At 70.0% G+C, this 23,504-nt stretch carries 16 protein-coding genes and 2 pseudogenes; 4 read left to right on the plus strand and 14 right to left on the minus strand.

Translation table 11 applies throughout. The annotated features are described in order from the left end of the window. Position 1: 1 nt before the first annotated feature. The 5 genes from dapB to eccD form a co-directional block, all read right to left on the minus strand. The gene (dapB, locus tag LUW75_RS04540) at positions 2–754 is read right to left on the minus strand and encodes a 4-hydroxy-tetrahydrodipicolinate reductase (protein ID WP_250334482.1); all 753 of its coding nucleotides are present in this window, start codon (positions 752–754) and stop codon (positions 2–4) included. A 31-nt stretch (positions 755–785) separates the two neighbouring features. Next, positions 786–2,165, minus strand: a complete 1,380-nt coding sequence (locus tag LUW75_RS04545; RefSeq protein WP_250334483.1) for a M16 family metallopeptidase — start codon at positions 2,163–2,165, stop codon at positions 786–788. After that, a complete protein-coding gene (locus LUW75_RS04550) occupies positions 2,162–4,414 on the minus strand; it encodes a polyribonucleotide nucleotidyltransferase (RefSeq protein WP_250334484.1) in 2,253 nt (750 codons plus the stop codon). Before LUW75_RS04550 ends, LUW75_RS04545 begins: the two co-directional genes overlap by 4 nt. 366 nt (positions 4,415–4,780) lie before the next feature. Next, positions 4,781–5,071: a 30S ribosomal protein S15 gene (rpsO, locus tag LUW75_RS04555; RefSeq protein ID WP_023586232.1), complete on the minus strand. Its 291-nt coding sequence runs from the start codon at positions 5,069–5,071 to the stop codon at positions 4,781–4,783. 165 nt (positions 5,072–5,236) lie between these two features. Next, positions 5,237–6,739: a type VII secretion integral membrane protein EccD gene (gene eccD, locus LUW75_RS04560; RefSeq protein WP_250337541.1), complete on the minus strand. Its 1,503-nt coding sequence runs from the start codon at positions 6,737–6,739 to the stop codon at positions 5,237–5,239. A 265-nt stretch (positions 6,740–7,004) separates the two neighbouring features. On the opposite strand from eccD, the gene eccCa reads away from it, so the two are divergent. From eccCa to LUW75_RS04580, 4 genes are all read left to right on the plus strand, one after another. Continuing rightward, positions 7,005–10,979 carry a type VII secretion protein EccCa gene (gene eccCa, locus LUW75_RS04565; protein WP_250334485.1) on the plus strand — a complete coding sequence of 1,325 codons (3,975 nt, stop codon included), beginning with the start codon at positions 7,005–7,007 and terminating at the stop codon, positions 10,977–10,979. A 915-nt stretch (positions 10,980–11,894) separates the two neighbouring features. Then, positions 11,895–12,260 carry a hypothetical protein gene (locus tag LUW75_RS04570; RefSeq protein ID WP_349816395.1) on the plus strand — a complete coding sequence of 122 codons (366 nt, stop codon included), beginning with the start codon at positions 11,895–11,897 and terminating at the stop codon, positions 12,258–12,260. 12 nt (positions 12,261–12,272) lie between these two features. After that, entirely contained in the window at positions 12,273–14,540 is a 2,268-nt protein-coding gene (locus tag LUW75_RS04575) for a DUF6571 family protein (RefSeq protein ID WP_250334487.1), read from the plus strand. A 44-nt stretch (positions 14,541–14,584) separates the two neighbouring features. Further along, positions 14,585–15,145, plus strand: a complete 561-nt coding sequence (locus LUW75_RS04580) for a hypothetical protein (protein WP_250334488.1) — start codon at positions 14,585–14,587, stop codon at positions 15,143–15,145. 43 nt (positions 15,146–15,188) lie between these two features. On the opposite strand, the pseudogene LUW75_RS04585 reads toward LUW75_RS04580, so the two are convergent. The 9 genes and pseudogenes from LUW75_RS04585 to eccB form a co-directional block, all read right to left on the minus strand. Further along, positions 15,189–15,341 (minus strand): annotated as a pseudogene (locus LUW75_RS04585) (IS5/IS1182 family transposase); the annotation flags it as partial. 33 nt (positions 15,342–15,374) lie between these two features. After that, positions 15,375–16,030 (minus strand): annotated as a pseudogene (locus LUW75_RS24875) (transposase). A 207-nt stretch (positions 16,031–16,237) separates the two neighbouring features. After that, the gene (locus LUW75_RS04600; protein ID WP_250334491.1) at positions 16,238–16,537 is read right to left on the minus strand and encodes a WXG100 family type VII secretion target; all 300 of its coding nucleotides are present in this window, start codon (positions 16,535–16,537) and stop codon (positions 16,238–16,240) included. Positions 16,538–16,599: 62 nt separating this feature from the next. Beyond that, complete coding sequence (locus LUW75_RS04605) at positions 16,600–16,959, minus strand: WXG100 family type VII secretion target (protein WP_250334492.1); 360 nt, start codon at positions 16,957–16,959, stop codon at positions 16,600–16,602. Between the two features lie 74 nt (positions 16,960–17,033). Further along, complete coding sequence (locus LUW75_RS04610) at positions 17,034–18,281, minus strand: S8 family peptidase (protein ID WP_250337542.1); 1,248 nt, start codon at positions 18,279–18,281, stop codon at positions 17,034–17,036. Between the two features lie 26 nt (positions 18,282–18,307). Beyond that, positions 18,308–19,993, minus strand: a complete 1,686-nt coding sequence (locus tag LUW75_RS04615) for a hypothetical protein (RefSeq protein ID WP_250334493.1) — start codon at positions 19,991–19,993, stop codon at positions 18,308–18,310. Positions 19,994–19,998: 5 nt separating this feature from the next. Beyond that, entirely contained in the window at positions 19,999–20,457 is a 459-nt protein-coding gene (locus LUW75_RS04620) for a DUF677 domain-containing protein (RefSeq protein WP_250334494.1), read from the minus strand. A 188-nt stretch (positions 20,458–20,645) separates the two neighbouring features. Next, positions 20,646–21,902, minus strand: a complete 1,257-nt coding sequence (mycP, locus tag LUW75_RS04625; RefSeq protein WP_250334495.1) for a type VII secretion-associated serine protease mycosin — start codon at positions 21,900–21,902, stop codon at positions 20,646–20,648. Between the two features lie 16 nt (positions 21,903–21,918). After that, positions 21,919–23,448, minus strand: coding sequence for a type VII secretion protein EccB (gene eccB / locus LUW75_RS04630; protein WP_250334496.1), 1,530 nt, complete (start codon positions 23,446–23,448; stop codon positions 21,919–21,921). Positions 23,449–23,504 lie beyond the last annotated feature (56 nt).

The raw sequence follows: 23,504 nt of genomic DNA on the forward strand, positions 1-23,504 counted from the left end.
GTCAGCCGAGGTCGAGGAAGTGTTCCAGGCCGAAGGTGAGGCCCGGGGCGGAGACGACTCGGCGGCAGCCCAGCAGGATGCCCGGCATGAAGCTGCTGTGGTGCAGCGAGTCGTGGCGGACGGTAAGGGTCTCGCCCTCGCCGCCGAGCAGCACCTCCTGGTGGGCGAGGAGGCCCCGGAGGCGCACGGCGTGGACGGGGACGCCGTCCACGTCCGCGCCGCGCGCGCCCTCCAGCGCCGTGGTCGTGGCGTCGGGCTGGGGGGCGCAGCCGGCCTGCGCGCGGGCGGCGGCGATGAGCTGGGCGGTGCGGGTGGCCGTGCCGGAGGGGGCGTCGGCCTTGTTCGGGTGGTGCAGCTCCACGACCTCGACGGATTCGAAGTAGGGGGCGGCGAGCTGCGCGAACCTCATCGTGAGGACCGCGCCGAGGGAGAAGTTGGGCGCGATGAGCACGCCCGTCCCCGGGGACCGGCCGAGCCACCCCTCCAGCCGTGCGAGGCGTTCGCCGGTCCAGCCGGTGGTGCCGACGACGGCGTGGATGCCGTGGCGGACGCAGTGGTCGAGGTTGTCCATCACCGAGTCGGGGGTGGTCAGCTCGACGGCGACCTGGGCGCCGCTCGCGGTGAGCGCGTCCAGCGAGTCGCCCCGGCCCAGGGCCGCGACGAGCTCCATGTCCTCGGCGGCCTCCACGGCCCGTACCGCCTCGGAGCCGATGCGGCCCCCGGCGCCGAGGACGGCCACGCGCAGCTTGCTCATGCTTGCTTCCTTACGTTGCGGCGGGGTCGGATCAGGAGACGGCCGAGTGGAGGCGATCCGCCTGCTTGTCCTTGAGCGGGCCGATCACCGCGAGCGACGGCCGCTGTCCCAGGAGCTCGGAGGCCACCGCGCGGACGTCGTCGGGGGTGACGGCGGCGATGTTGGCCAGCATGTCGTCGACCGACATCTGGTCGCCCCAGCACAGCTCGCTCTTGCCGATGCGGTTCATCAGGGCGCCGGTGTCCTCCAGGCCGAGGACGGTGGAGCCGGAGAGCTGGCCGACGGCGCGGGCGATCTCCTCGTCGGGCAGTCCCTCGCCCGCCACCCGGTCCAGTTCCTCGCGGCAGATCCGCAGCACGTCGTGGACCTGGCTGGGGCGGCAGCCCGCGTACACGCCGAACAGGCCGCAGTCGGCGAAGCCCGAGGTGTAGGAGTACACGCTGTAGGCCAGGCCGCGTTTCTCCCGGACCTCCTGGAAGAGGCGGGAGGACATGCCGCCGCCGAGGGCGGTGTTGAGGACGCCCAGGGCCCAGCGGCGCTCGTCGGTGCGGGCGAGGCCGGGCACGCCGAGGACGACGTGCGCCTGCTCCGTCTTGCGGCCCACCACCTCGACGCGGCCGGCCGTGCGGACGGCGCGGCGGCCGTCGCGCGGGGCGAGGGGGACGGCGTCCGCACGGGTCAGGGCGCCGGCCTCCTCGAAGGCTCGGCGGACCAGACGGACGACGGTGGCGTGGTCGATGTTGCCGGCCGCCGCGACGACCAGGTGCGTCGGGTCGTAGTGCTTCCTGTAGAAGCGGGCGATCTGGTCGCGGGTGAGGGCGTTGATCGTGTCGACCGTGCCGAGGACGGGGCGGCCCAGCGGCGTGTCACCGAACATCGTCTCGGCGAACAGGTCGTGGACGACGTCACCGGGGTCGTCCTCGGTCATCGCGATCTCTTCGAGGATCACGCCGCGCTCGGCGTCGACGTCCTCGGTGCGGATCAGCGAACCGGTGAGCATGTCGCAGACGACGTCGATGGCGAGCGGCAGGTCCGTGTCGAGCACCCGCGCGTAGTAGCACGTGTACTCCTTCGCCGTGAAGGCGTTCATCTCGCCGCCGACCGCGTCGATCGCGGCGGAGATGTCGAGGGCGCTGCGCCTGCGCGTGCCCTTGAACAGGAGGTGCTCCAGGTAGTGCGTGGCGCCGTTGAGGGCGGGCGTCTCGTCGCGGGAGCCGACGTGGGCCCAGATGCCGAAGGTGGCGGAGCGGACGGAGGGCAGCGTCTCGGTGACGACGCGCAGACCGCCCGGGAGGGTGGTGCGGCGGACCGTGCCGATGCCGTCCCTGCCCGGGAGGAGCGTTTGGGTACGGGCGACGGCCCGCGCCTCCGAGGAGGTGCGGGCCGTCGTCCGGAGACTACGGGACGTCACTGGTCGGTGTCGTCCTTCCCCGCGGCGGAGCCGCTCGTGGACGCGGCCTCGGCGCCCTCGGCGCCCTCCTCGTCCGCGAGGACGGGGATGAGCGAGAGCTTGCCGCGCTGGTCGATCTCGGCGATCTCGACCTGGACCTTGGAGCCGACCGCGAGCACGTCCTCGACGTTCTCCACGCGCTTGCCGCCGGCGAGCTTGCGGATCTGCGAGATGTGCAGCAGACCGTCCTTGCCCGGGAGGAGCGAGACGAACGCGCCGAAGGTGGTGGTCTTGACGACCGTGCCCAGGTAGCGCTCGCCGACCTCCGGCATGGTCGGGTTGGCGATGCCGTTGATCGTGGCGCGGGCGGCCTCGGCCTGCGAGCCGACCTGGGCGCCGATGTAGATGGTGCCGTCGTCCTCGATCGTGATCTCGGCGCCGGTGTCCTCCTGGATCTGGTTGATCATCTTGCCCTTGGGGCCGATGACCTCGCCGATCTTGTCCACGGGGATCTTGACGGTGATGATCCGCGGGGCGTTCGGGGACATCTCGTCCGGGCGGTCGATCGCCTCCATCATCACGTCGAGGATGTGGAGGCGGGCGTCCCGGGCCTGCTTGAGGGCCGCGGCCAGGACGGAGGCCGGGATGCCGTCCAGCTTGGTGTCGAGCTGGAGGGCGGTGACGAACTCCTTCGTGCCGGCGACCTTGAAGTCCATGTCGCCGAAGGCGTCCTCCGCACCGAGGATGTCGGTGAGGGTGACGTAGTGCGTCTTGCCGTCGATCTCCTGGGAGATCAGGCCCATGGCGATGCCGGCGACCGGGGCCTTCAGCGGCACGCCGGCGTTCAGCAGCGACATGGTGGAGGCGCAGACCGAGCCCATGGACGTCGAGCCGTTGGAGCCGAGGGCTTCGGACACCTGGCGGATCGCGTACGGGAACTCCTCGCGCGACGGCAGGACCGGCATGAGGGCGCGCTCGGCGAGGGCGCCGTGGCCGATCTCGCGGCGCTTCGGCGAACCGACGCGGCCGGTCTCGCCGGTGGAGTACGGCGGGAAGTTGTAGTTGTGCATGTAGCGCTTGCGGGTCACCGGGGAGAGGGTGTCCAGCTGCTGCTCCATGCGCAGCATGTTGAGGGTGGTGACGCCGAGGATCTGCGTCTCGCCGCGCTCGAACAGGGCGGAGCCGTGTACGCGCGGGATGGCCTCGACCTCGGCGGCGAGCGTACGGATGTCCGTCAGGCCACGGCCGTCGATGCGGACCTTGTCCTTGATGACGCGCTCGCGGACCAGGGACTTGGTCAGCGAGCGGTACGCCGCGGAGATCTCCTTCTCGCGGCCCTCGAACTGCGGGAGCAGCTTCTCGGCGGCGACCGCCTTGACGCGCTCCAGCTCGTTCTCGCGCTCCTGCTTGCCGGCGATGGTCAGCGCCTGGGCCAGCTCCGTCTTGACGGCGGCGGTGAGCGCCTCCAGGACGTCGTCCTCGTAGTCGAGGAAGATCGGGAACTCGCCGACCGGCTTGGCGGCCTTGGCGGCGAGGTCCGACTGGGCCTTGCACAGGACCTTGATGAACGGCTTCGCGGCCTCGAGACCGGCGGCGACGACCTCCTCGGTGGGGGCCTCGGCACCGCCCTTGACCAGCTCGACGGTCCGCTCGGTGGCCTCGGCCTCGACCATCATGATCGCGACGTCGCCGTCCTCCAGGACACGGCCCGCGACGACCATGTCGAAGACGGCGTCCTCGAGCTCGCTGTGGGTCGGGAAGGCGACCCACTGGCCCTTGATGAGGGCGACGCGGGTGCCGCCGATGGGACCGGAGAAGGGCAGGCCGGCCAGCTGCGTGGAGCAGGAGGCGGCGTTGATCGCGACCACGTCGTAGAGGTGGTCGGGGTTGAGCGCCATGATCGTCTCGACGATCTGGATCTCGTTGCGCAGGCCCTTCCTGAAGGAGGGGCGCAGCGGGCGGTCGATCAGGCGGCAGGTGAGGATCGCGTCCTCGGAGGGCCGGCCCTCCCGGCGGAAGAAGGAGCCGGGGATCTTGCCGGCCGCGTACATCCGCTCCTCGACGTCGACCGTCAGGGGGAAGAAGTCGAGCTGGTCCTTGGGCTTCTTGGACGCGGTGGTGGCCGACAGCACCATGGTGTCGTCGTCCAGGTACGCGACGGCGGAGCCGGCGGCCTGCCTGGCCAGGCGGCCCGTCTCGAAGCGGATGGTGCGGGTGCCGAAGGAGCCGTTGTCGATGACGGCCTCGGCGTAGTGGGTCTCGTTCTCCACCAGCGGTTTCTCCGTTTACTTGTCGTCTTTTCGTCCACGCGCCCGTGTGGCGCGGGACGGGGAGCGGAGAGAACTCGCCCTGTGTGCGGGCCGGTCTTCGATCGAAGCACCCGGGTGCGCCCTGGATCCTTGCGGCCCAGAGGCCCGGGGGCCACTACCGAGGACCGGCGACGGCGAGGCGGCCTCTCCTCCGTACCATGACGTGTTCCCCGGTCGGGTCCGCGTCATGACGTGTTCGTTGTGTCGTTGTGCGACCAGACTACTGAGCCCGGTCCCGGGATCGCATTCCGATCAGCGGGTGCGGCGCGCCCGCGTACGGCAAAGGGAGCGGCTCCCCTCGTCGGGAACCGCTCCCCTCACGGCGTCCTACTTGGCGCCGCCGGCCGCACCGCGGCGGATGCCGAGGCGGTCGACCAGCGCACGGAAGCGCTGGATGTCCTTCTTGGCGAGGTACTGCAGCAGGCGGCGGCGCTGGCCCACGAGGATCAGCAGGCCGCGGCGGGAGTGGTGGTCGTGCTTGTGGGTCTTCAGGTGCTCGGTCAGGTCCGAGATGCGGCGGGAGAGCAGCGCGACCTGGACCTCGGGGGAACCGGTGTCGCCCTCCTTGGTGCCGAACTCGGCCATGATCTGCTTCTTCGTGGCGGCGTCGAGAGACACTCGGTACTCCTCATGGGTGTTCGATGCGCCCGCGAGTGCCCCTGGTCTTGGTCTCAGGGGAGCTTCCGTGACTCGGAGGCGAGGGCTCGATGAGCGCTGCCCCCAGATCCTCCGGGAGCGCGTACACGAACGGCCGTCACACAGCGTACCAGCCCTTGCGGACGCCTAGGACGTGAGGGCGCGGATGGAGTGGTACACGCCGAAGACCGCCAGGCAGAGCGGGACCAGGGTGAGCAGGAAGAACCCCTCCGCGATCTCCAGGAAGCGGCCCCAGAACGGCGTGACGCCCTTGTTCGGCACGATCAGCCCGACGGCGACGACCACGGCGGCGACGGCGGCGACGGCGGCGGCCAGCCACACCGTGCGCACGTCCAGCGCCCCGGTGTCCCCGCGCAGCGCGGCGCGGACGACGCCCTCCGGCGGATTGACGCACAGGCCCAGGCCGAGCAGGACCAGGGAGCCCAGCCCGGCGGCCAGGGCGCAGCCGACCTGCGCGGAGTACCGGAACAGATGGGCGCGCATCATCATCGCGGCGCCCGTGGCGAGGGCGAGGAGCTGGCCCCACACGTTGTCCGAGAAGCCGAGCACGCCCGCGGCGGTGACCGCGACCAGGGCGCAACCGCCGACCAGGCCGACGAGCAGCTCGTGCCCGCGCCGGGCCTGGGCGGCGACGCGGGCGGCGTCGACCGGTCCCTGCGGGGCGCCTTCGCCGCCGTCGTACCCTCCGACGGCGGTGCGGGGCGGGTCGAAGCCGATGGGGAGCCGGGCGAAGCGGGTGGACAGGCCCGGCAGGAAGGCGAGCGCGCCGGCGGCGACGGGGGGGCCGACCGCGGCGGTCTGCACGGCGCCGATGCCGGTCAGGATCGCGACGAACGTCACCAGCAGGCCCACGGTGGAGGCGAAGACGAACGCGACGAACGGCCCGTCCCCCGAGGGGGCGACGAGCATGAGGACCAGCGACGTGACCAGCACGGCGGCGCAGGCGAGCAGGAACTGCAACCGGCCCGGGCCCTGGCCGGCGGCGAACGGCAGCAGTCCGGAGCCGCCGACCGCGGCGTTCGCCATCGCGCCGAGGCCCAGGGCGACGGCCGAGCCGCGGTCGTCGTACACGCGGGCGCGGACGCAGGCGAGCGCCAGGAGGAGCAGCGCGGCCACCCCGGCGAGGACGCCCGGCAGGCCGTGCGTGTCGTGGCGCGGGTCGGCCTGCCACAGGACGAACGCCAGCAGCACCAGCAGGACGGAGCCGCCGAACAGGCCGGAGCCGCGCATCAGCCCGTCCGTCCAGAAGCGGCGGTCGCGCGCGACGGCGGAGGCGACGGCGTCCGAGACGTCGTCGAAGACGGCCGGCGGCAGCGACTCGGCGAAGGGCCGCAGGGAGAGCAGCTCACCGTCGAGGATGCGCTGGGCGGCCAGCGACCTGGCCGAGTCGAGGACCGTGCCGTCGCGGCGGACCAGGTGGTAGCCGACCGGGCCGCCCTCGACCGGACTCTGACCGGACAACCGGAGGATCTCCGGGTGGAGGTCGGCGACCGGGATGTCCTCGGGCAGCGCCACGTCGACGCGTCCGTCGGGCGCGACGACGGTGACGCGGCAGAAGCCGGTCCCGCCGCCGGACGGCGTCGCGGGAGCCGGGTGGCCGGTCGTGGTGGCCGCCGCCTGGGCCGTCATGCTCACCTTCTGCTTCCCCTCGTGAAATCCGTGACTTCGTCGGGCGCGGGCGGCGATGTGCCGGCGCCGGCGCGGCCGGCGGTGCCCGCCCGCGCTCCGAACGTCCCTCGTTCCGCGGTGGTTCGCCGCTCCGCGGGTCCGTCGCGTCACCCTACCGCCCGGTCGCCGCCCCCCCACGCAAGTAGGATCCCCAACCGCGGATGGAACCCGTCGCCACGGGGGCGCCGATAGGAACTTTTCCGTCCGGCAAGGGAATTGGTGAGCTGTGAGTCAGATCGTCGTCAAGCGCCCACCACGGGTCCTGCCGTCCGAGGTGCCCGGCGAGCAGGTACAGGTGCAACCGCCGCCCGAGCTGCCCCGCGGGCAGCAGGAGGGGGCGCTGATGCAGATCCTGCCGATGCTCGGCATGGGCGGCTCCGTCGTGTTCTTCTTCATGACCCCGAACCCGATCATGCGGATCATGGGCATGGTGATGATCGCGTCGACCCTCGCCATGGGCATCGCGATGCTGGTGCGGTACCGGCGCGGCACCCAGGGGCAGCTCGCCGACCTGCGGCGCGACTACCTCAAGTACCTGAACCAGACGCGCCGCGCCGTGCTCCGGACCGCGCGGCTCCAGCGCGACGCCCAGTTCTACCTGCACCCCTCCCCCGAGCAGTTGTGGGCGCTGGTCGCCGAGGGCAGCCGGGTGTGGGAGCGGCGCGTGGGCGACGACGACTTCGGGCAGGTGCGCATCGGCCTGGGCAGCCAGCAGCTCGCCACGCCCCTGATCGCCCCCGAGACGGCTCCGGTGGACGACCTGGAGCCGCTGACGGCGGGCGCGATGCGCCGGTTCCTGGCGACGCACGGCACGCTCGACGGGTTGCCCATGGCGGTGTCGCTGCGCGCCTTCTACCACGTGACGGTGAGCGGGGAGCAGGAGTCGGTACGGGCCTCCGCGCGCGCCATGGTCGCCTCGCTGGCGTCGCTGCACTCGCCCGAGGACCTGGTCATCGCCGTCGCCGCCGGCCAGGACGCCGCGCCGCGGTGGGAGTGGGCCAAGTGGCTGCCGCACGTGCAGGCGCGGGGCGCCGTCGACGGGGCCGGCACGCGGCGCCTGATCACCACGGACCCGATGGACCTGCAGGACCTGCTCGGCGGGCTGCTGGAGGGCCGGCCGCGCTTCCAGGGCGGCGACCACCCGCTGCTGGACCAGCCGCACCTGGTGGTCGTCCTCGACGGGCAGACGGTGCCGCCGATGTCGCCGCTGGCCTCCGCGGAGGGCCTGCAGGGCGTCACGATCATCGAGGTCGTGCGCGGTGAGGGCGCCGGGGCGCGCGGCCAGCTGTCGGTGGTGGTCCACCCCGGCGAACTGCGGCTGGAGTCGGGCCACGGGCTCGTGTACGAGGGCACGCCGGACGGGCTGAGCCTGGAGGCCGCCGAGGCGCTGGCCCGCCAGCTCGCGCCGCTGCGGATGGCGTCAGGCGGCGACGACGACGAACCGCTGCTGGCGAACCTGGAGTTCACCGACCTGCTGAACCTCGGTGACGCCGCCTCCGTCGACGTGGCGCGCACCTGGCGGCCGCGCTCGCAGTCGGAGCGGCTGCGCGTGCCGATCGGCGTCGGCGAGGACGGCTCGCCGGTCATGCTGGACCTGAAGGAGGCCGCGCAGGAGGGCATGGGCCCGCACGGCCTGTGCGTCGGCGCGACCGGTTCCGGCAAGTCGGAGCTGCTGCGGACGCTGGTGCTGGGCCTGGCGGTCACGCACTCCTCGGAGACGCTGAACTTCGTCCTCGCGGACTTCAAGGGCGGTGCGACGTTCGCGGGCATGTCGCAGATGCCGCACGTCGCCGCCGTCATCACCAACCTGGCGGACGACCTGACGCTCGTCGACCGCATGGGCGACTCCATCCGCGGCGAGCTCAACCGCCGCCAGGAGATGCTGCGCGACGCGGGCAACTACGCCAACATCCACGACTACGAGAAGGCGCGCGCGGCCGGCGCCCCGCTGCAGCCGATCCCGTCGCTCGTCCTCGTCATCGACGAGTTCAGCGAGCTGCTCACCGCGAAGCCCGACTTCATCGAGATGTTCGTGCAGATCGGCCGCATCGGCCGGTCGCTGGGCGTGCACCTGCTGCTGGCCTCGCAGCGGCTGGAGGAGGGCCGGCTGCGCGGCCTGGAGACGTACCTGTCGTACCGGATCGGCCTGCGGACGTTCTCCGCGGCCGAGTCGCGCGCCGCGATCGGCGTGCCGGACGCGTACCACCTGCCGAACGTGCCCGGCTCCGGGTACCTGAAGTTCGGCACGGACGAGATGGTGCGGTTCAAGGCCGCGTACGTGTCGGGCGTGTACCGCTCCCACACGCAGGCGCTGGCGACGGCCGGGGGGCCGCTGCCGGTGGACCGGCGGCCGGTGCCGTTCACGGCGGCGCCGGTGCCGATCCGGTACGTGCAGCCGGCGGCCCGCCCCGCGCAGGCGGACGGGGGCCGGCCGGAGGACGACGCGCTCGCCGACTCCGTGCTCGACGTGATCGTGCGGAGGCTGGAGGGCCGCGGCGTGGAGGCGCACCAGGTGTGGCTGCCGCCGCTGGACAACCCGCCGCCGCTGGACGAGCTGCTGCCGGGCCTGGCCGAGGTGCGCGGGCGCGGGCTGACGCAGCCCGGCTTCGAGGGCGCCGGCCGGCTGGTCGTACCGGTCGGCGTGGTGGACAAGCCGTTCGAGCAGCGGCGCGACACGCTCTACCGGGACTTCTCCGGCGCGGCGGGCCACATGCAGATCGTGGGCGGTCCGCAGTCCGGCAAGTCGACGCTGCTGCGGACGATCATCTCGGCGTTCGCGCTGACCCACACCCCGCACGAGGTGCAGTTCTACGGGCTGGACTTCGGCGGCGGCGGCATGTCGTCGGTCGCGGGACTGCCGCACGTGGGCGGTGTCGCCTCGCGCCTGGACCCGGAGCGGGTGCGGCGCACGGTCGCGGAGGTGTACGGCATCCTGTCGCGGCGCGAGGAGTACTTCCGCAGCGCCGGCATCGACTCGATCGCCACCTACCGGCGGCTGCGGGCACGCGGTGAGATCGCGGTGACGGACCAGCCGTGGGGCGACGTGTTCCTCGTCATCGACGGCTGGGGCAGCTTCCGCTCCGACTACGAGGGCCTGGAGCACCTCGTGATGGACATCGCGGCACGCGGCCTCGGCTACGGCGTCCACCTGGTCCTCACCGCTTCGCGGTCCATGGAGGTGCGCGCCAACCTCAAGGACCACCTGATGAACCGGCTGGAGCTGCGGCTCGGCGACCCGATGGACTCCGAGCTGGACCGCCGGGTCGCGCAGAACGTGCCCACGGGCGTACCGGGGCGGGGCCTGACCCCGGAGAAGCTGCACTTCATGGCGGCGGTGCCGCGGATCGACGGCATCAACTCCGGCAGCGACCTGTCGGAGGCGACCGCGGCGATGGCGCAGGAGGTGTCCCGGCACTGGACGCTGCCGGGCGCGCCGGGCGTGCGGCTGCTGCCGCGCGAGCTGCCGGCGGCGAACCTGCCCGCGGGCTTCGCCCACCCGGAGCGCGGAGTGGCCTTCGCGATCGACGAGAACAACCTGGCGCCGGTCTTCGTCAACTTCGAGCGCGACCCGTTCTTCCTGGTCTTCGGCGAGAGCGAGTCGGGCAAGTCCAACCTGCTGCGGCTGCTCATCAAGCAGCTGAGCGAGCGGTACGACGGGGACTCCTGCAAGCTGTTCGTCATCGACAACCGGCGCACCCTGCTGGACGTCACCCCGCCGACGCACCTGGCGGAGTACGTGCCGATGTCCAACAACATGGACCACCACGTGGAGGCCCTGTCCGGGCTGATGCGGCGCCGTACGCCGTCGGAGGACGTCACCGCGCAGCAGCTGCGCGACCGCAGCTGGTGGCAGGGCCCGACGGTGTACGTGATCGTCGACGACTACGACCTCGTGTCGACGTCCAGCGGCAACCCGCTGGCACCGCTCACCGAGCTGCTGCCGTTCGCCCGGGACGTGGGCGTCCGGTTCATCATCGCCCGCAACGCGGCGGGCGCGAGCCGGTCGACGTACGAGCCGTTCATGCAGCGCATGATGGAGCTGGGCGCGCAGGGCGTCCTCCTGTCGGGCGACCCGCACGAGGGCGAGATCCTGGGCGGCGTCCGCCCCCGCCCGATGCCCCCAGGCCGCGGCGTCTTCGTCTCCCGCCAGCGCGGCAACCCGCTGGTGCAGACGGGCCTGATGCCGCCGGACGTGCGGTAGGGGATCCGTACCGCCGTTTCGCGGCCGGTCCCTGGGGCGCCCGCCGGGAAGGCGGGCGCCCCCTCCGGCTTGAACAGGCCCCGTGACGCTCCGGGGCCACCCCTCGGTTCGAGACCCCCGTACGCCGCGCCCCGGCGTGAACCGCGCATCGCCGGTGGCGCACGGGGTGAGGACGGGGGAGGCCCGTACACGGCCTGGGAGGACCGGACACGGTCGGGCACTGCGCCAGGCCGGGCGGCCGTCGGACTCATCAGCGTCCGTGACGGCACTCCTCGAGCCCGGTGGCACCACCCCCAGGTCATCCGTTCGACAGGGGGCAACAGTCATGCCGGACCCGGAGGCCAGCGGCCCTCTTGCAGGACCGCGAGAAACGCAACGGGGCACATCCCGCGTGCGTTGTCCGCCCCTTTTTCCGGTGCTGACCGGTGCCACCGCGCACATGCCGTTCGACGCGGTTCTCTTGTCGCCCTGCCGGTGGGCGGGAGCGGCCTCGCGGACCGCACGCGCGGACCTGGTTCGACGCCTTGTGGGCCTCCACCGTCCTGCGGTCCCAGGCGGTCTGCGCGGTCTCGTACGCCTCGCCCTCCCAGAGGCCGGGGAAGGAGGTCCGGGCGGTCGCGTCCCGGCCGGCTCTCGCAGACGCCCGCCGGGAAAACCGACACTTCTCGGACTCAACAGGGCTGGGACACTTCGGAGTTACCGGTCGGCTTGAGGTTCTCGTGCGTCGCGTCCTAGCGTGAACCGCGCATCACCGGTGGCGCACGGCGCGAGGACGGGGGAGGCCCGTACATGGCCTGGGACGAGTGGGAACAGCTGAAGGCCGAGGCAGCCGGCAGAGGGGCGGACCGTATGCGGTTGAACGGGCTGCCGCCGGAGGACACTCCGAACTCGGGGGGACCGAACGGTGTCCTGCGGGTGACCCAGGCGGATCTGGCCGCGATCGGCGACGAGGCGTTCAAGCTGTACACCCGGTTATGGAAGGAGGCTCGCGTCGCCAGCACGGACGACGCGGGAACCAGCCTGTCGACGCAGGGATTCGCTCTGGGCGGCGCGCTGAAGCACGTTTCGACGCGCTGGGAGAAGCAGCTGAACTCGCTGATGGACGCCTGTGCGCTCATCTCCAATCACATGGACTTCACGAAGAACGCGCACCAGGGCGACGAACACCACATCAAGCGCCGTGTGAGCAGCATTCACACCCTGGACGCCGGTTTCGACGAACAGTACGCCCCGCCCGGCAAGAGCAACGCGGTGTACGGCCCCCCGAAGAAGAAGGGCTGAGGCTGAGCCACCATGGATTTCGAAGCACTCCACTCGGCCAATTTCGCGCAGTTCGACGGTACGGTCACGGACTGGTCGAGCATGGTCAGAAGACTCGGACAGTTGGAGAAAGACGCCCGGGGAGGACTTCAGGGCAAGGCGGCCAAGGCCGACTGGACCGGCTACAACGCCACCGTGTCTCGTGCGTTCGTCGGCAAGACGGCCGGGGAGTTCGCCGACGCCCATACACAGGCCGCATCGATCCGGAACATCCTGCGGGACGCCCGGGACGAACTGAAGACCCAGCAAAAGCTGTTGAAGGAGGCCGTCGAACGCGGCCGGGGAAAGGACCTCACGGTCCGGGTGTCAGGGAGCGGCTTCACCGTCACCCCGAGTCCGGGCTCCGCGTCCGCAGGCGCCGACAAGGACGCCACGGCGCTGCGTGACGAACTGCAGCGGATCCTGGACAAGGCGACGGAGATCGACGACTCGGCGGCGAAGGTACTGAGGGCCCTCGTCGACCTGACGGACCACGGCTTCTCAGGCGCCAGGTACAAGGATCGCGACTCGGCCGCCGCGGCGTTGCGGGACGCGGAACGCCTGGCGAAGCTGGCGGGCAAGGACCCCGCCGACTTCACCGTCGAAGACTTCGACGCGCTGAACGCGGGGCTCAGGAAGCACTCGGGCGACGAACTGTTCGCGGAGCGCTTCGCCGAGAAACTGGGCGCCGGCGGCACGCTGCGCTTCTGGGCGGGGATCAACAACCCGGCCGTCAACGGAGATGTCGGACACGCCCGACTCGACCAGCTCGACGACCTGCAGAAACACCTGAGCCTGACGCTCGCCACGGCGACGCAGGCCGACACTCCGGAGATGGTGCGCTGGCGCGGGGAGATGGTCGACCTCGGCGGCCAACCCGTCCACAAGAACAGCGCACAGCTGGGCTTCCAGGTGATGAGCAACCTGATGCGCTGGGGGAACTTCGAGGACGGCTTCCTGAAGGACTACGGCTCCGCGCTGATGCAGAGGGAGAAGGAGTCCAGTGACAACGGCCGCCACGCTTCTCCCCTCTGGTCACGTCTGGGTGCCGATCCTCTCCTGAACCGTACCGGCACGGACTCCGGCTCCGACCCTCTGGTGGGCTTCCTGCGCGCGCTGTCCAACAACCCGGGAGCGGCGACGGACTTCTTCAACAGCTCTTTCCTGACCAAGGACGACGACCACGAGTTCATGAACGATGGGAAAAAAGACGAGAAGGCGGAGCTGTCCAACTTCGACTACCTCTTCGAAGAGCGGAAGTGGCCGCAGAACATGGATGGCAAGGGCGAGGAGAGCATCGCGGGCCACAACTACCTGGCGATGGCCCTGGAGGCCGCCACGACCGGCCACCCGGCGGGTCAGCTTCCGAGCGACGCCTCTCCCCCGCACACCGCGGCACAGGCCCGGCTCATGGAGAGCCTGGTCGCAGCCATCGGCGAGAAACCGGAACTCCTCAAGGACCGTGGCTACATGTCCGACAGCATCGGGCAGATCACGTCGGAGTACCTACCGGACATCAACAGGTCCATGACGGATGCCGGCGCCAAGAATGAAAGCATCATGCGACTCTTCCCCGTCGCGGGGGCAACGGCCGACCTCAACCATGCGGACGTTACCCGTCTTCTGCTCATCCTTGGTCAGAACCCCGAGGGTTATGCAGCCGTGGAAGTGAACCAAAAAGCATACATGGCGAATCTCTTGGACTACCACATGGACCCGGGCCTCCCCAGGGACAAACGCTATCCACACGACATGGAAAAGACCATTTTGGAGATCAGCAAGCAGTCAGGAGAGGTTAGCGGAACATTGGCCATCGGGAGGCAGGAAGGAGTGCTGGGGGAGGCTAAACAAGCCGATGAGGATTACGCGAACGCGGTAAACAAGAGGAAAAGCGCAGTCACGGGAATCCTAGGCCTCGGGATCGGTGTAGGCGCTTCCTTCATCGCAAGCCCTGTGGTAGGAGCAGCAGTCGGCGGCGCCGCAAACACTGTAAGCGGCGTAATTATTGAGCAGCTGTTCCAGGATGCCAAGGGGGAAGCTCTCGGCAAACGGGGGCATGAAGTCGCTCAGCTTTGGAACGACAGCGGAGAAAAATCGGTCAAACTCAGCAGTGAGGCCGCCAGATATGCCGCGCAGGCGCACCGAGCGTCTTACGCTCCTCAGGTGGAAGAGTGGGCCCGGGAGGGCTGCAAAGAAGGTCTCGATAATGCCTCAACAGCCGCTGACCGCATGGCAAAGGACCTTCAGACCGTTCCTGGGTGATCACAGGGCAAGAAACAACGGCATGATCCCAAATAAAGGATGCCATGAGTCTCAAAAATTTTTTCCCCGATATGACCCCTGCCATGAGCGCGGCCTGTCTCGCTTTCGTCTCACTCGCCTTGGCCTCCTGCTCTTCTCCTGACGCCCGGGAATATGAGATTCCCGAAACTCTATGTGGGGCCAATATCCCTAAGGACCTGCTGGGATCCATCCTGCCAAACGGTAAGGAAATTTCTAAAAAGGAAAAAGTAGGGATGGGGTCGAAATTCTGCTATCTGAGTGTCGACGGCAAAGAGGCCTTCGCTGCTGCCGTTGAGTGGCGTGCGGAAGGGACACCCTTGACCGATGTCGCAAAGGGAATGCATGGAATTGACCCAAGTGACAAGATCACTCCCGACAGGCGGTATATCTACTCTGCCACTGGAGCCGCTGGCCTGGTTGAGTGTGCTGATCCGAGCCTTATTGACAAGGATGTCAAGGGCGACCTCTTCACATGGATTTATGCAGCCGGTGCAACCAAGGGCGAAGGTGACATCAAGTCCCTGATCAAGGCATACACCGAGGCTATGGCGACTTCTGACGCATGCCGCAACAAGATTTGGTGACTGCGGGGGAAGAGACTGTCACGGCAGTGAACCCTTTTCGTTCTGAATAGCTGCAGGTCAGCAGTGTGTGGGCGGCTTGGACGGTGGTGCCGATGCGGCCGGTGGAGCATCTGGCCCGACGAAGGATTCTCCAGGACTTCAGCTGCGCGAAGGCGCGTTCTCCTGGTGTTCTCAGCCTGGAGTGATCGCGACTGAACTACTCGTACTCAACTTGAATTCGTGATGCCGGTCAGCCGTTCATGATCAAGTCTGTACCGGCGAGGCAGCCGTCGATCAGGTGCGGACGGTATTGGGTCTGCTTGAGGTTGCGTTTGACCAGCGACCAGACCCTCTCTCGGGGAGTGAGGTCAGATGCGTAGGTAGGCAGTCGGAAGACGGCCAGCCAGTCCCCGCTGGCCTCGAAGAACGCCTTCAGCGGCGGGACGAGGTGGATGCGGGCGTTGTCCCAGACGAGCACGATCGGTCCGCCGAGCTGGAGACGGAGCCCGGACGATCCATACCGTTTCAGCAGCAGCCACGTGCCCTCCATCGTGTAGCTCACGTGTGAAACAGCCGGCCGATCAGCGTCTTGATCCACGCTCGTGTCCAGCGCTGATCGATCCAACCGTGGGCCAGCGGCCCACGTTCCAGTTCCCGTTCCAGCCTCGCGATCTGCGCGCCGCTGAGCCTCGGCCGCCCCGGCGATCCCTTCGACACAACCCCCGCTTCACCACGCTCACGCCACTGGCGACGCCACCGCTCCGCCGACCGCTCCGTCACCCGCAGCGCGGCAGCGATCTCCCCGTTCCCCTGCCCACCCGCGAAACGCTCCACGGCCTGCAGCCGGATCCGCTCCCGCGCGGGCCTCCCTGCGTCGGTCAACCCGCCACTCTGCGCGTATCTCACGATCCAGAGCTACCGGAGCGGACCCGCCGCCGTCAGGCGAACAGCTCCGACATCACTCAACCAAGTTCAGTACCTGACCCCGCGGAGCAAGGTCTCCGTCATCTTGCCAACCGGGGGACACGGCCGATCCATTTCCTGGAAAAGGAGAAGGGGCGGACACCTCCCGCGCGTGTCCGCCCCTCTTCCGGTGTTGGCCGGTGTCGTCGCTTACATGAAGTTCGACGCGGCCTTCTTGTCGCCCTGCTGGTAGGCGGGAGCGGCCTCGCGGACCGCCCGGGCGATCTGGTTCAGCGCCTTGTGGATCTCCATCGCCCTGCGGTCCCAGTCGGTCTGCGCGGTCTTGTACGCCTCGCGCGCCTCGCCCTCCCAGAGGTCGGAGATCGACGCGATCTTCGCCTGGATGGCCTCCAGGCTGGTGTTCAGCCGTTCGGCCTGCTTCTCGATGTTGCCCGCCGCCTCCTGCAGGCTCGAGTAAGTAACGATCATCGTGCCGTCGTTCTGCGTCATCGGTCCTCCAACCGGGTCGTGCTGTCGTGTGCCGGCCGAGAGCGGTGCACGGCCGGGAAAGGTCAGTACTTGCTGAGGTTCGACGTACGGGCCTCGGTCGAGGAGTCGCCCGAGTAGCCCTCCGCCACGTCGACGCCTCGGAGGGCGGCCTCCACCTCGGTGTCCGTGTTGCCGGCGATGGTGCGGGCCGCCTCGATGGCCTCCTGGAACTTCAGCAGGAGCTTGCCGATGCCGACCATGTTCTGGTTGATCGCGTTCTGCTTCACGTTGAACGCACCGGCACCGATACCGGCCCAGCGGCCCTCCAGGCTGTCGATCGTCCCCTGCAGGACGGACAGCTGGCTCTTCACGTCGTCGAACTGGGAGGTCAGCTCCTGCTGCAACTTCGTGAGGGCAACGCCATTGACCTTCTGGACTGCCATGCGATGTGCTTCCTCTCTGGAGGTTCCGGTGGGTCGGATCGCCACCGTCGGGTGCGGGCGGCTTGTTCCTGCCGCTATGCCGTACGGCGCTTGCGTACGAAGAAGATGCCTCCCGCGACGACGACCGCGGCTGCGGCGCCGCCAAGAATGAGGCCGAGGGAGCTCCCGTCCCCGGCTCCCCCGCCGGAGCCTGCCACGGTCTGACCGGGCGTGGGCCGGCCCTGCGGGGCTTGTGACGAAGCTGGTGCAGACGCAGCGGGCGAGGCGGGTGATGCGGACGAACCGCCCTTGGCGCCCGTCGTGTTCTCGTTCGTCAGCGGGTTGATGTTGGGGTCGCCGGGCTTGCCCAGACCGCGGTTGATGTGGGCTCCGGGGCGGACGACACCATGGCCCACGTAGTTGCTGACCGTGCCGGGCTTCCAGCCCTCGCCCTTGCCCGCGCTTTCGAGCATGACGCGCAGGACCTGGTTCGCGGTCCACTCCGGGTGCAGGGACCAGATGAGGGCGGCGGTGGCGGAGGCGATGGCGGTGGCGGCGCTGGTGCCGTCCGCTCCGTCGCAGTAACGGGTGAACGTCGCGTCGCACCAGTACGGGATGTCGCTGCCCGGAGCCGAGATGTCCACCATTTCGCCATGGGTGGAGTACTTGCCGACCCGGCCTTCGGAATCGGTGGCCGCGACCCCCACGGTTTCGGGCAGCCCCGCGGGATACTGGCTCTTGTTGTCCTCATCTCCGGTGTTGCCGGCCGAGGCGAACAGGAGCTTGCCCCTCTTCTGGGCGTAGGCTGCAGCCTCCCTCATGCGCTCGGTCTCGCCGAAGACGCCGAAGGACATGCTGATGATCTTTGCATCGCTCTCAGCGGCAGCCTGCATGGCGTCTTCAACGTGCCAGCTGTTTTTTCGTCGGCTGATGCCGTCGAGGGCAATGCGGAAGGGGATGATCTTGGACTTTGGAGCAAGTCCCTGGATGCCTCCGCCGCGTCCGGTGCCCGCGATCAGCTCGGCCATGGTGGTGCCGTGACCGGAGTAGTCGTCGGTCTTCCCGTCACCCCCGGTTGTGTCGAGCCCCTTGAGGACCTGTCCCTTGAGCGACGGGGTGGAGGCGTTGACGCCGGAGTCGATGACAGCCACTTTGACGCCTTCTCCAGTGGCCTTCTTCCAGATCTTGTCGACATGCATTGCGTCCAGGTACCACTGCTGGGCGCGGATGTCCTCCGCTGCAGCGGCAGGAGCCAGGCCGACGAACCCGATGGTCCACGCGCTTACGAGCGCAACCGCGCATGTGACCCGTCGCCTCAGCCGACGCGCCGTTCCTGTTGTCATCCTGGCTCCCTGCACCTTTCCTGTACTCAGTCGATCACTGGGGGAACGGCGCCGCGCCGCCGGGCCGCCCATGTCTCTTCGTCTTCCACGAGGAAGTCGGGGCGCTCGGAACCGGAGTGCCCCTTGTCCTTCTGGTCCTTGTCCCGTTGTGAGCGCGGGGTACCCACGACGCCGTTCACGCTCGGCGTGCCCCGGCCCGTGGAGCGGGCAGCCGCACCCGGGTTGGCGCCGATGACACCGCCCGTGGCGGGGCGCGCCGCCGACGGACGGCCTTGTGCCGCACCCTGGCCGCCGATGACCGTGCCCGTGGGGATGCGGGGACCACCGGCGCCGCCCGTGGCCACACGCTGCTGTGGCGTACCGCCGACGATGCCCCCGCTCGGCCGCCCGGTGACGGGCGCGGCGCTCCCCGTGCGGCCGGCGCCCGAGGTGCCCGGGGCGCCGGGTCGGCCGACCGTGTTGTTCGGGTTCTGGCCGCCGATCACTCCCTGACGCCCGGCGGCGGGGGTGCCGGAAGCGCCGGGCGCACCGGGACGGCCGACCTGGCTCGCTTGGCCGGGTCCGGCGGTGCGTCCCTGACCGGTGCCGCTCTGCCCCGCCTGCGGAACCCCGGAAAACCCGGGTCGGCCGAACTGGCTCGTGCTGGGCTTGGTGGTACGCGAAACGGCAGGCACGGCCGGGTTTCGGCCACCGCCCGTACCACGCCCGGTGCCCGGGATGCCCGGCACCATGGGCGGTGGTGTGACGGGGCCTCCGGTGGCCGTGGGAGTGGTCGGCGTGGGTGAGGGCGCCGGCGGGGCCGTCGCCGGCGGGGCCGGAGGTGCGATGGTGTCGATCTGCATCGACGGGTCCAGCGTCGTCGGGCCCGGAGTAGGGCCGAGCGCGTTGGCACTCGTGCCGCCTGTGAACCCACCGCTTTCCGCCGGCCGGGAATATCCCCCCTGCGAGTCGCTGCTCTTCGCAGCGCCCATAGTGGCCTGTCCAGTACTCTGCGGCAATCCGTTGCGGTTGGAGCCCAACGAGGGCAGCGGCACCGGGACCTTCAGGCGCTCCGGGAACTTGGGCGGCTCCTGGGAGGCCAGCGTCGACTCCGACACCGCGTAGAACGACGCCAGGCGGTTCATCTGGTTGATGGCCTCCTGGCGGTCGCGCTCCGCCTTGAGGGCCTTCTGGTAGTCCTCGTTGTCCGCCGTGCGCTCCGACGGGGGGAAGTCCGTGGGCTTCTTCGGGTCGGGGCGGGTGTCGCGGGGCGGGCGCGCGCTGCGCACCGAGGCCAGGCCCGTGCTGGCGACCTTCATCTGCGCGCCCACCACGTTGGCGAAGCCCGCCAGGTTGTACGTGTACGCGACGAGGTCGGAGGCGAAGCGCTGGAACTCCGTACCCGCCTCGCCCTTCAGCTCCACCGCCGCGGCGTCCTTCTTCAGGTCGCGCGCCGCGTCGTTGAGGGCCTTGCGGGCGGCCTCCAGGGCCGTGCCGGCGGCCTCCAGGTCGGACGGATTGGCCGCTTCGAGGAGGTCCAGCATGGCGTTGAGCGGGGCGTTCTCGAAGTTCGTCTTGCCGAAGAGGCCACCGGGACCTCTGGTGCAAAAACCGCTGGGGTCGAGCTGCGCCGTGAGGCGCTCCCACCGGTCCGTGGCGGCGAACACCGTCTGGATCTTCGCCGCCTCCTGGCTCTGCACCTGCTCGGGGGCGAGGTTCTTCTCGGTTCCCATCGGCGTTACCCCATGTCCTTCGAGACGTCCGGCCTGTCCGTACGCGGCTGGTCCGGCCTGTCCGTACGCGGCTGGTCCGGCCTGTCCGCCTTCTCGTCGTCCTTCTCGCGCTCCTTCGCCGCCGCCTTCAGACGGTCGTCGATGGCGTGGAAGCGCTGGCGCGTGTCCTCGTCGACGTTGTCGAAGCCGACGTCGGCGGCTCGGACGCCGAGGCGCAGGAGCTCCATCTGGTCGGCCAGGAGCTTGGAGAGCGACACCAGTTCCTTGTGGACGCGGGCGTACTGCTTGAAGAAGCCGTCCGCTTCCGCGAAGGGCAGGCCGGTGCCGCTGAAGGCACCGCGCTCGACGGTGTGCTCGGCGACCTTCTTGCTGCCGCCGGGGCTGCTCTCGAATTCCGTCAGCAGTGCGTCGATCCTGGTCTGGAAATTCCGTAGCGCGCCTGCACCGCGCTCAAGGTCGCCCATGGCCCTTGTCCCTCCCCGTTCCCCGTTGTTCCAGCGGCCCTGCATTGCGATCAGGTCATTGGGTCATCCACCGATCGCACGTCCGCCACTCTATCCAGTGCCTCCGACAGCCCCAAGTGCCTTACCCGTCGGGCGCCTTCCCCGGCGGCGGAGGGGGCCCTTCGGTTGCGTGCGGCCGCGCACGCCCGTCATCCGCTCGCGGGGCGCGCCGCCGTACGGCTCCGGCGGCGGGCGTCGCGGAGGGCGATCGCGGTGCCGGTGATGGCGGCGACGAGGACGCCGCCGCCCACGACGACGTACGTCGCGAGGCGGGCGTCGCGCTGCTCGGGCGTCTCGCCCAGGTGGAGCTCGGCCGGTGTCGGCGGCTCCGCGTTGACGACGCCCTCGCGGGCGACCGGGGCCTCGACGGGTCGGTCGTCCTCCGTCAGCGCCCGGACCGGGTCCACGACGCCCCACCCCACGAGCCGGTCGTGACCGGCGATCGAACGCTCGGCGGTCTGCTGGATCTGGGCGACGATCTGCTTGGGCGTCCAGTCCTTGTGCTTGGCCCTGATGAGGGCGGCGATCCCGGCGACGTAGGGGGCGGAGAAACTGGTGCCGTTGTCGGCGCAGTGGCCGCCGCCCGGCACCGTGGTGATCATGTCCACACCGGGTGCGGCGACGCCGACGAAGTCGCCGGACTGGGAGAAGGCGGCGCGTTCGTTGTTGCGGTCGGAGGCGGCGACGGCGAGGACGCCCTCGTACGAGGCGGGGTACGTCGGTTTCACGTTGCCGTCGATGCCGTCGTTGCCCGCGGAGGCGACGACCACGATCTTCGCGTCCAGGGCCTTCTGGACGGCCTCCTTCAGCAGCGGGGTCGGCTCGACGGCGTTCGCCGTGTCCTGGGAGATGTTGATGACGTGGGCCTTCTCGTCGATGGCGTGCAGGATGGCCGCCGCCAGCGTTCCGGCCGTGCCGTTGCCGTCCGCGTCGTTCTGCTGGATGGGGATGATCGTGGCGTCCGGGGCGAGGCCGACGAAGCCGGTGCCCTTCATGGGGCGTGCGGCGATGATGCCGGCGACCTTGGTGCCGTGGCCGACCGTGTCGGTGGTGCCGTCCTCCTTGCCGCGCTCGACCTTGTTGCCGTGCTCGTCCTCGGCGTCCTTCGGGATGAGGTTGATCCCGCTCCCCACGTCGACGGCCGACTTCAACTGCGGGTGCCTGACGTCGACGCCGGTGTCGATGACAGCGACGCGGACGCCCTTGCCGGTGGACTGCTTCCAGAGCTCGTCGAGCAGGACCCGCTGGAGGGCCCAGGGGCGGCCCTCGTAGGGCTTGCTGGGGTAGGTGCACTGGCCGGGGGCCTCCGCCGCGGCCGGCGGGGCGGGCAGGGCGACCCCGAGGAACGCCGCCGCCAGGGCCGCCGCCCGCCTCCGGTTCACGCGCCGCCTGTTCGTGGACTGCATCGTGTACGCCTCCGCCTCACGAGCCCTGCGGCTGCCGGGCCGCGGCCGTCGACAGGCGCGGGCCGGTCGGCAGGAACGCCGACCAGGCGGCCGGTACGGGTCGCGGGTCCACGTCCTTGTAGCCGAGCCTGTTCTGGGCCTGCTGCGCCTCCAGGAGGCGCGCCTTCTTCTCCTCCGCGGAGCCGGAGGAGCCGATGCCGGAGTCGTCGGCCGGGTTGTCGCCGTTGGACTGCATCGCGTACCGCAGACCGGTGTCGGTGACGAGGAACAGGAAGCCGGCGTCGGTGCGCGAGCCGGTGAACTGGCGGAAGAGGAGGCCGGTGCCGGGGGTGACGTACGCGCTGCTGGAACCGGTGGGCAGCGGCGCCGGGAAGTCCTCGCCGGCCCAGGTGCTGAGGGTGGTGGAGCCGTCGTCCTCGTCGACCTCGCGCAGCACGTTGCAGACGGTGTTGCGGCTGCCCTCGCCGGTGTTCGCGGAGTTGACGGGCCTCGGGGCGTGCTGCGGCCACTTCTTGTCGCGGCCGAACGCCTCGCCCGGCCGGAAGGCGGCGGCGCTGACGGAGGTGGCCTGGCCGTTCTGGCCGAGTCGGATCAGCTCACGGCTGTTGAGCAGCAGTTTGGCGGTGAAGTCGGAGACGGGGGCGACCCTGCCCCGCAGGACGACGTACTGCTGCTTCCTGGTGCCGTCGGTGGCGGTGAGAACCATGCCGACCTTGTTGACGCCGGAGTCCAGTCCGGGGACGCCGGCGGGGGAGCCCGGCTCGCCGTCGACGGTGGGGAAGGTGATCTCGTCGCCCTTGTGGAGGGTCTCCAGCCAGCCGGCGGAGACGCGCTGCGGGGTGCGGCCCTGGCCGACGAGCTGGCGCAGCAGCAGTTCGTTCTTCTCGACCGGGTACGCGGTGCCGCCGGCGTCCACGACGTAGCGGGTGCGGTCGGGGGCGGGGCCCTCGACGTACAGGAGGTCGCCGCCGCCCAGCCGGTTCGCGCCCTCGGTCTTGTCCTTCTCGCGGTCGGCGAGGACGAACGCCGCCTTCTGGATGGCGCGGCCGCCCTCGACGGGGCGCTCGCACACGGCCCAGCGCTTGGCGGCGCCCGCCTCCTTGGCGTCGGGGAGGCGGTCGGGCGCGTACGGGATGCCGAGGGTGGCGCCGTGCCGGATCTTCCCGCTGTCGAGCACGGACTCGTCGACCTTGATGACCGTCCCCTTGTCGGGGTCGAGGAGGAGCTTCGCGGAGGCCATGTTGAGGACCGGGTGGAGCTGCTTCGTGCTGCCGGTCTTCAGGACGACGTAGCGCGTCGTCGACTTGCTGGCGATGATGACGTTCTCGCCGTGCGCGTCCCAGTTCTTCGGGGCGACCGGGCGGAACATCCCCCAGGCGCCGGACACGGCGAGCACCACGACGCCCACGATGACCCCGGGCAGCACCGCGCGCAGCGGACGGGGGGCGCCCTCCTCGGAGCCGGTGGAGTTGGGCTGGACGAATTGGGCGACGAGTCTCCGTTTCGCGAAGGTGTAGGCGTTGAGTTCGTCCCGACGCGATGCCATGTATCCGCTGTCCCTCTCCCCGCTGGGCAGCCGTGTCCCCTGGTGTCCGGGACGCC

It is taken from the genome of Streptomyces sp. MRC013 (assembly GCF_023614235.1).
In the GTDB taxonomy this organism is placed as follows: domain Bacteria; phylum Actinomycetota; class Actinomycetes; order Streptomycetales; family Streptomycetaceae; genus Streptomyces.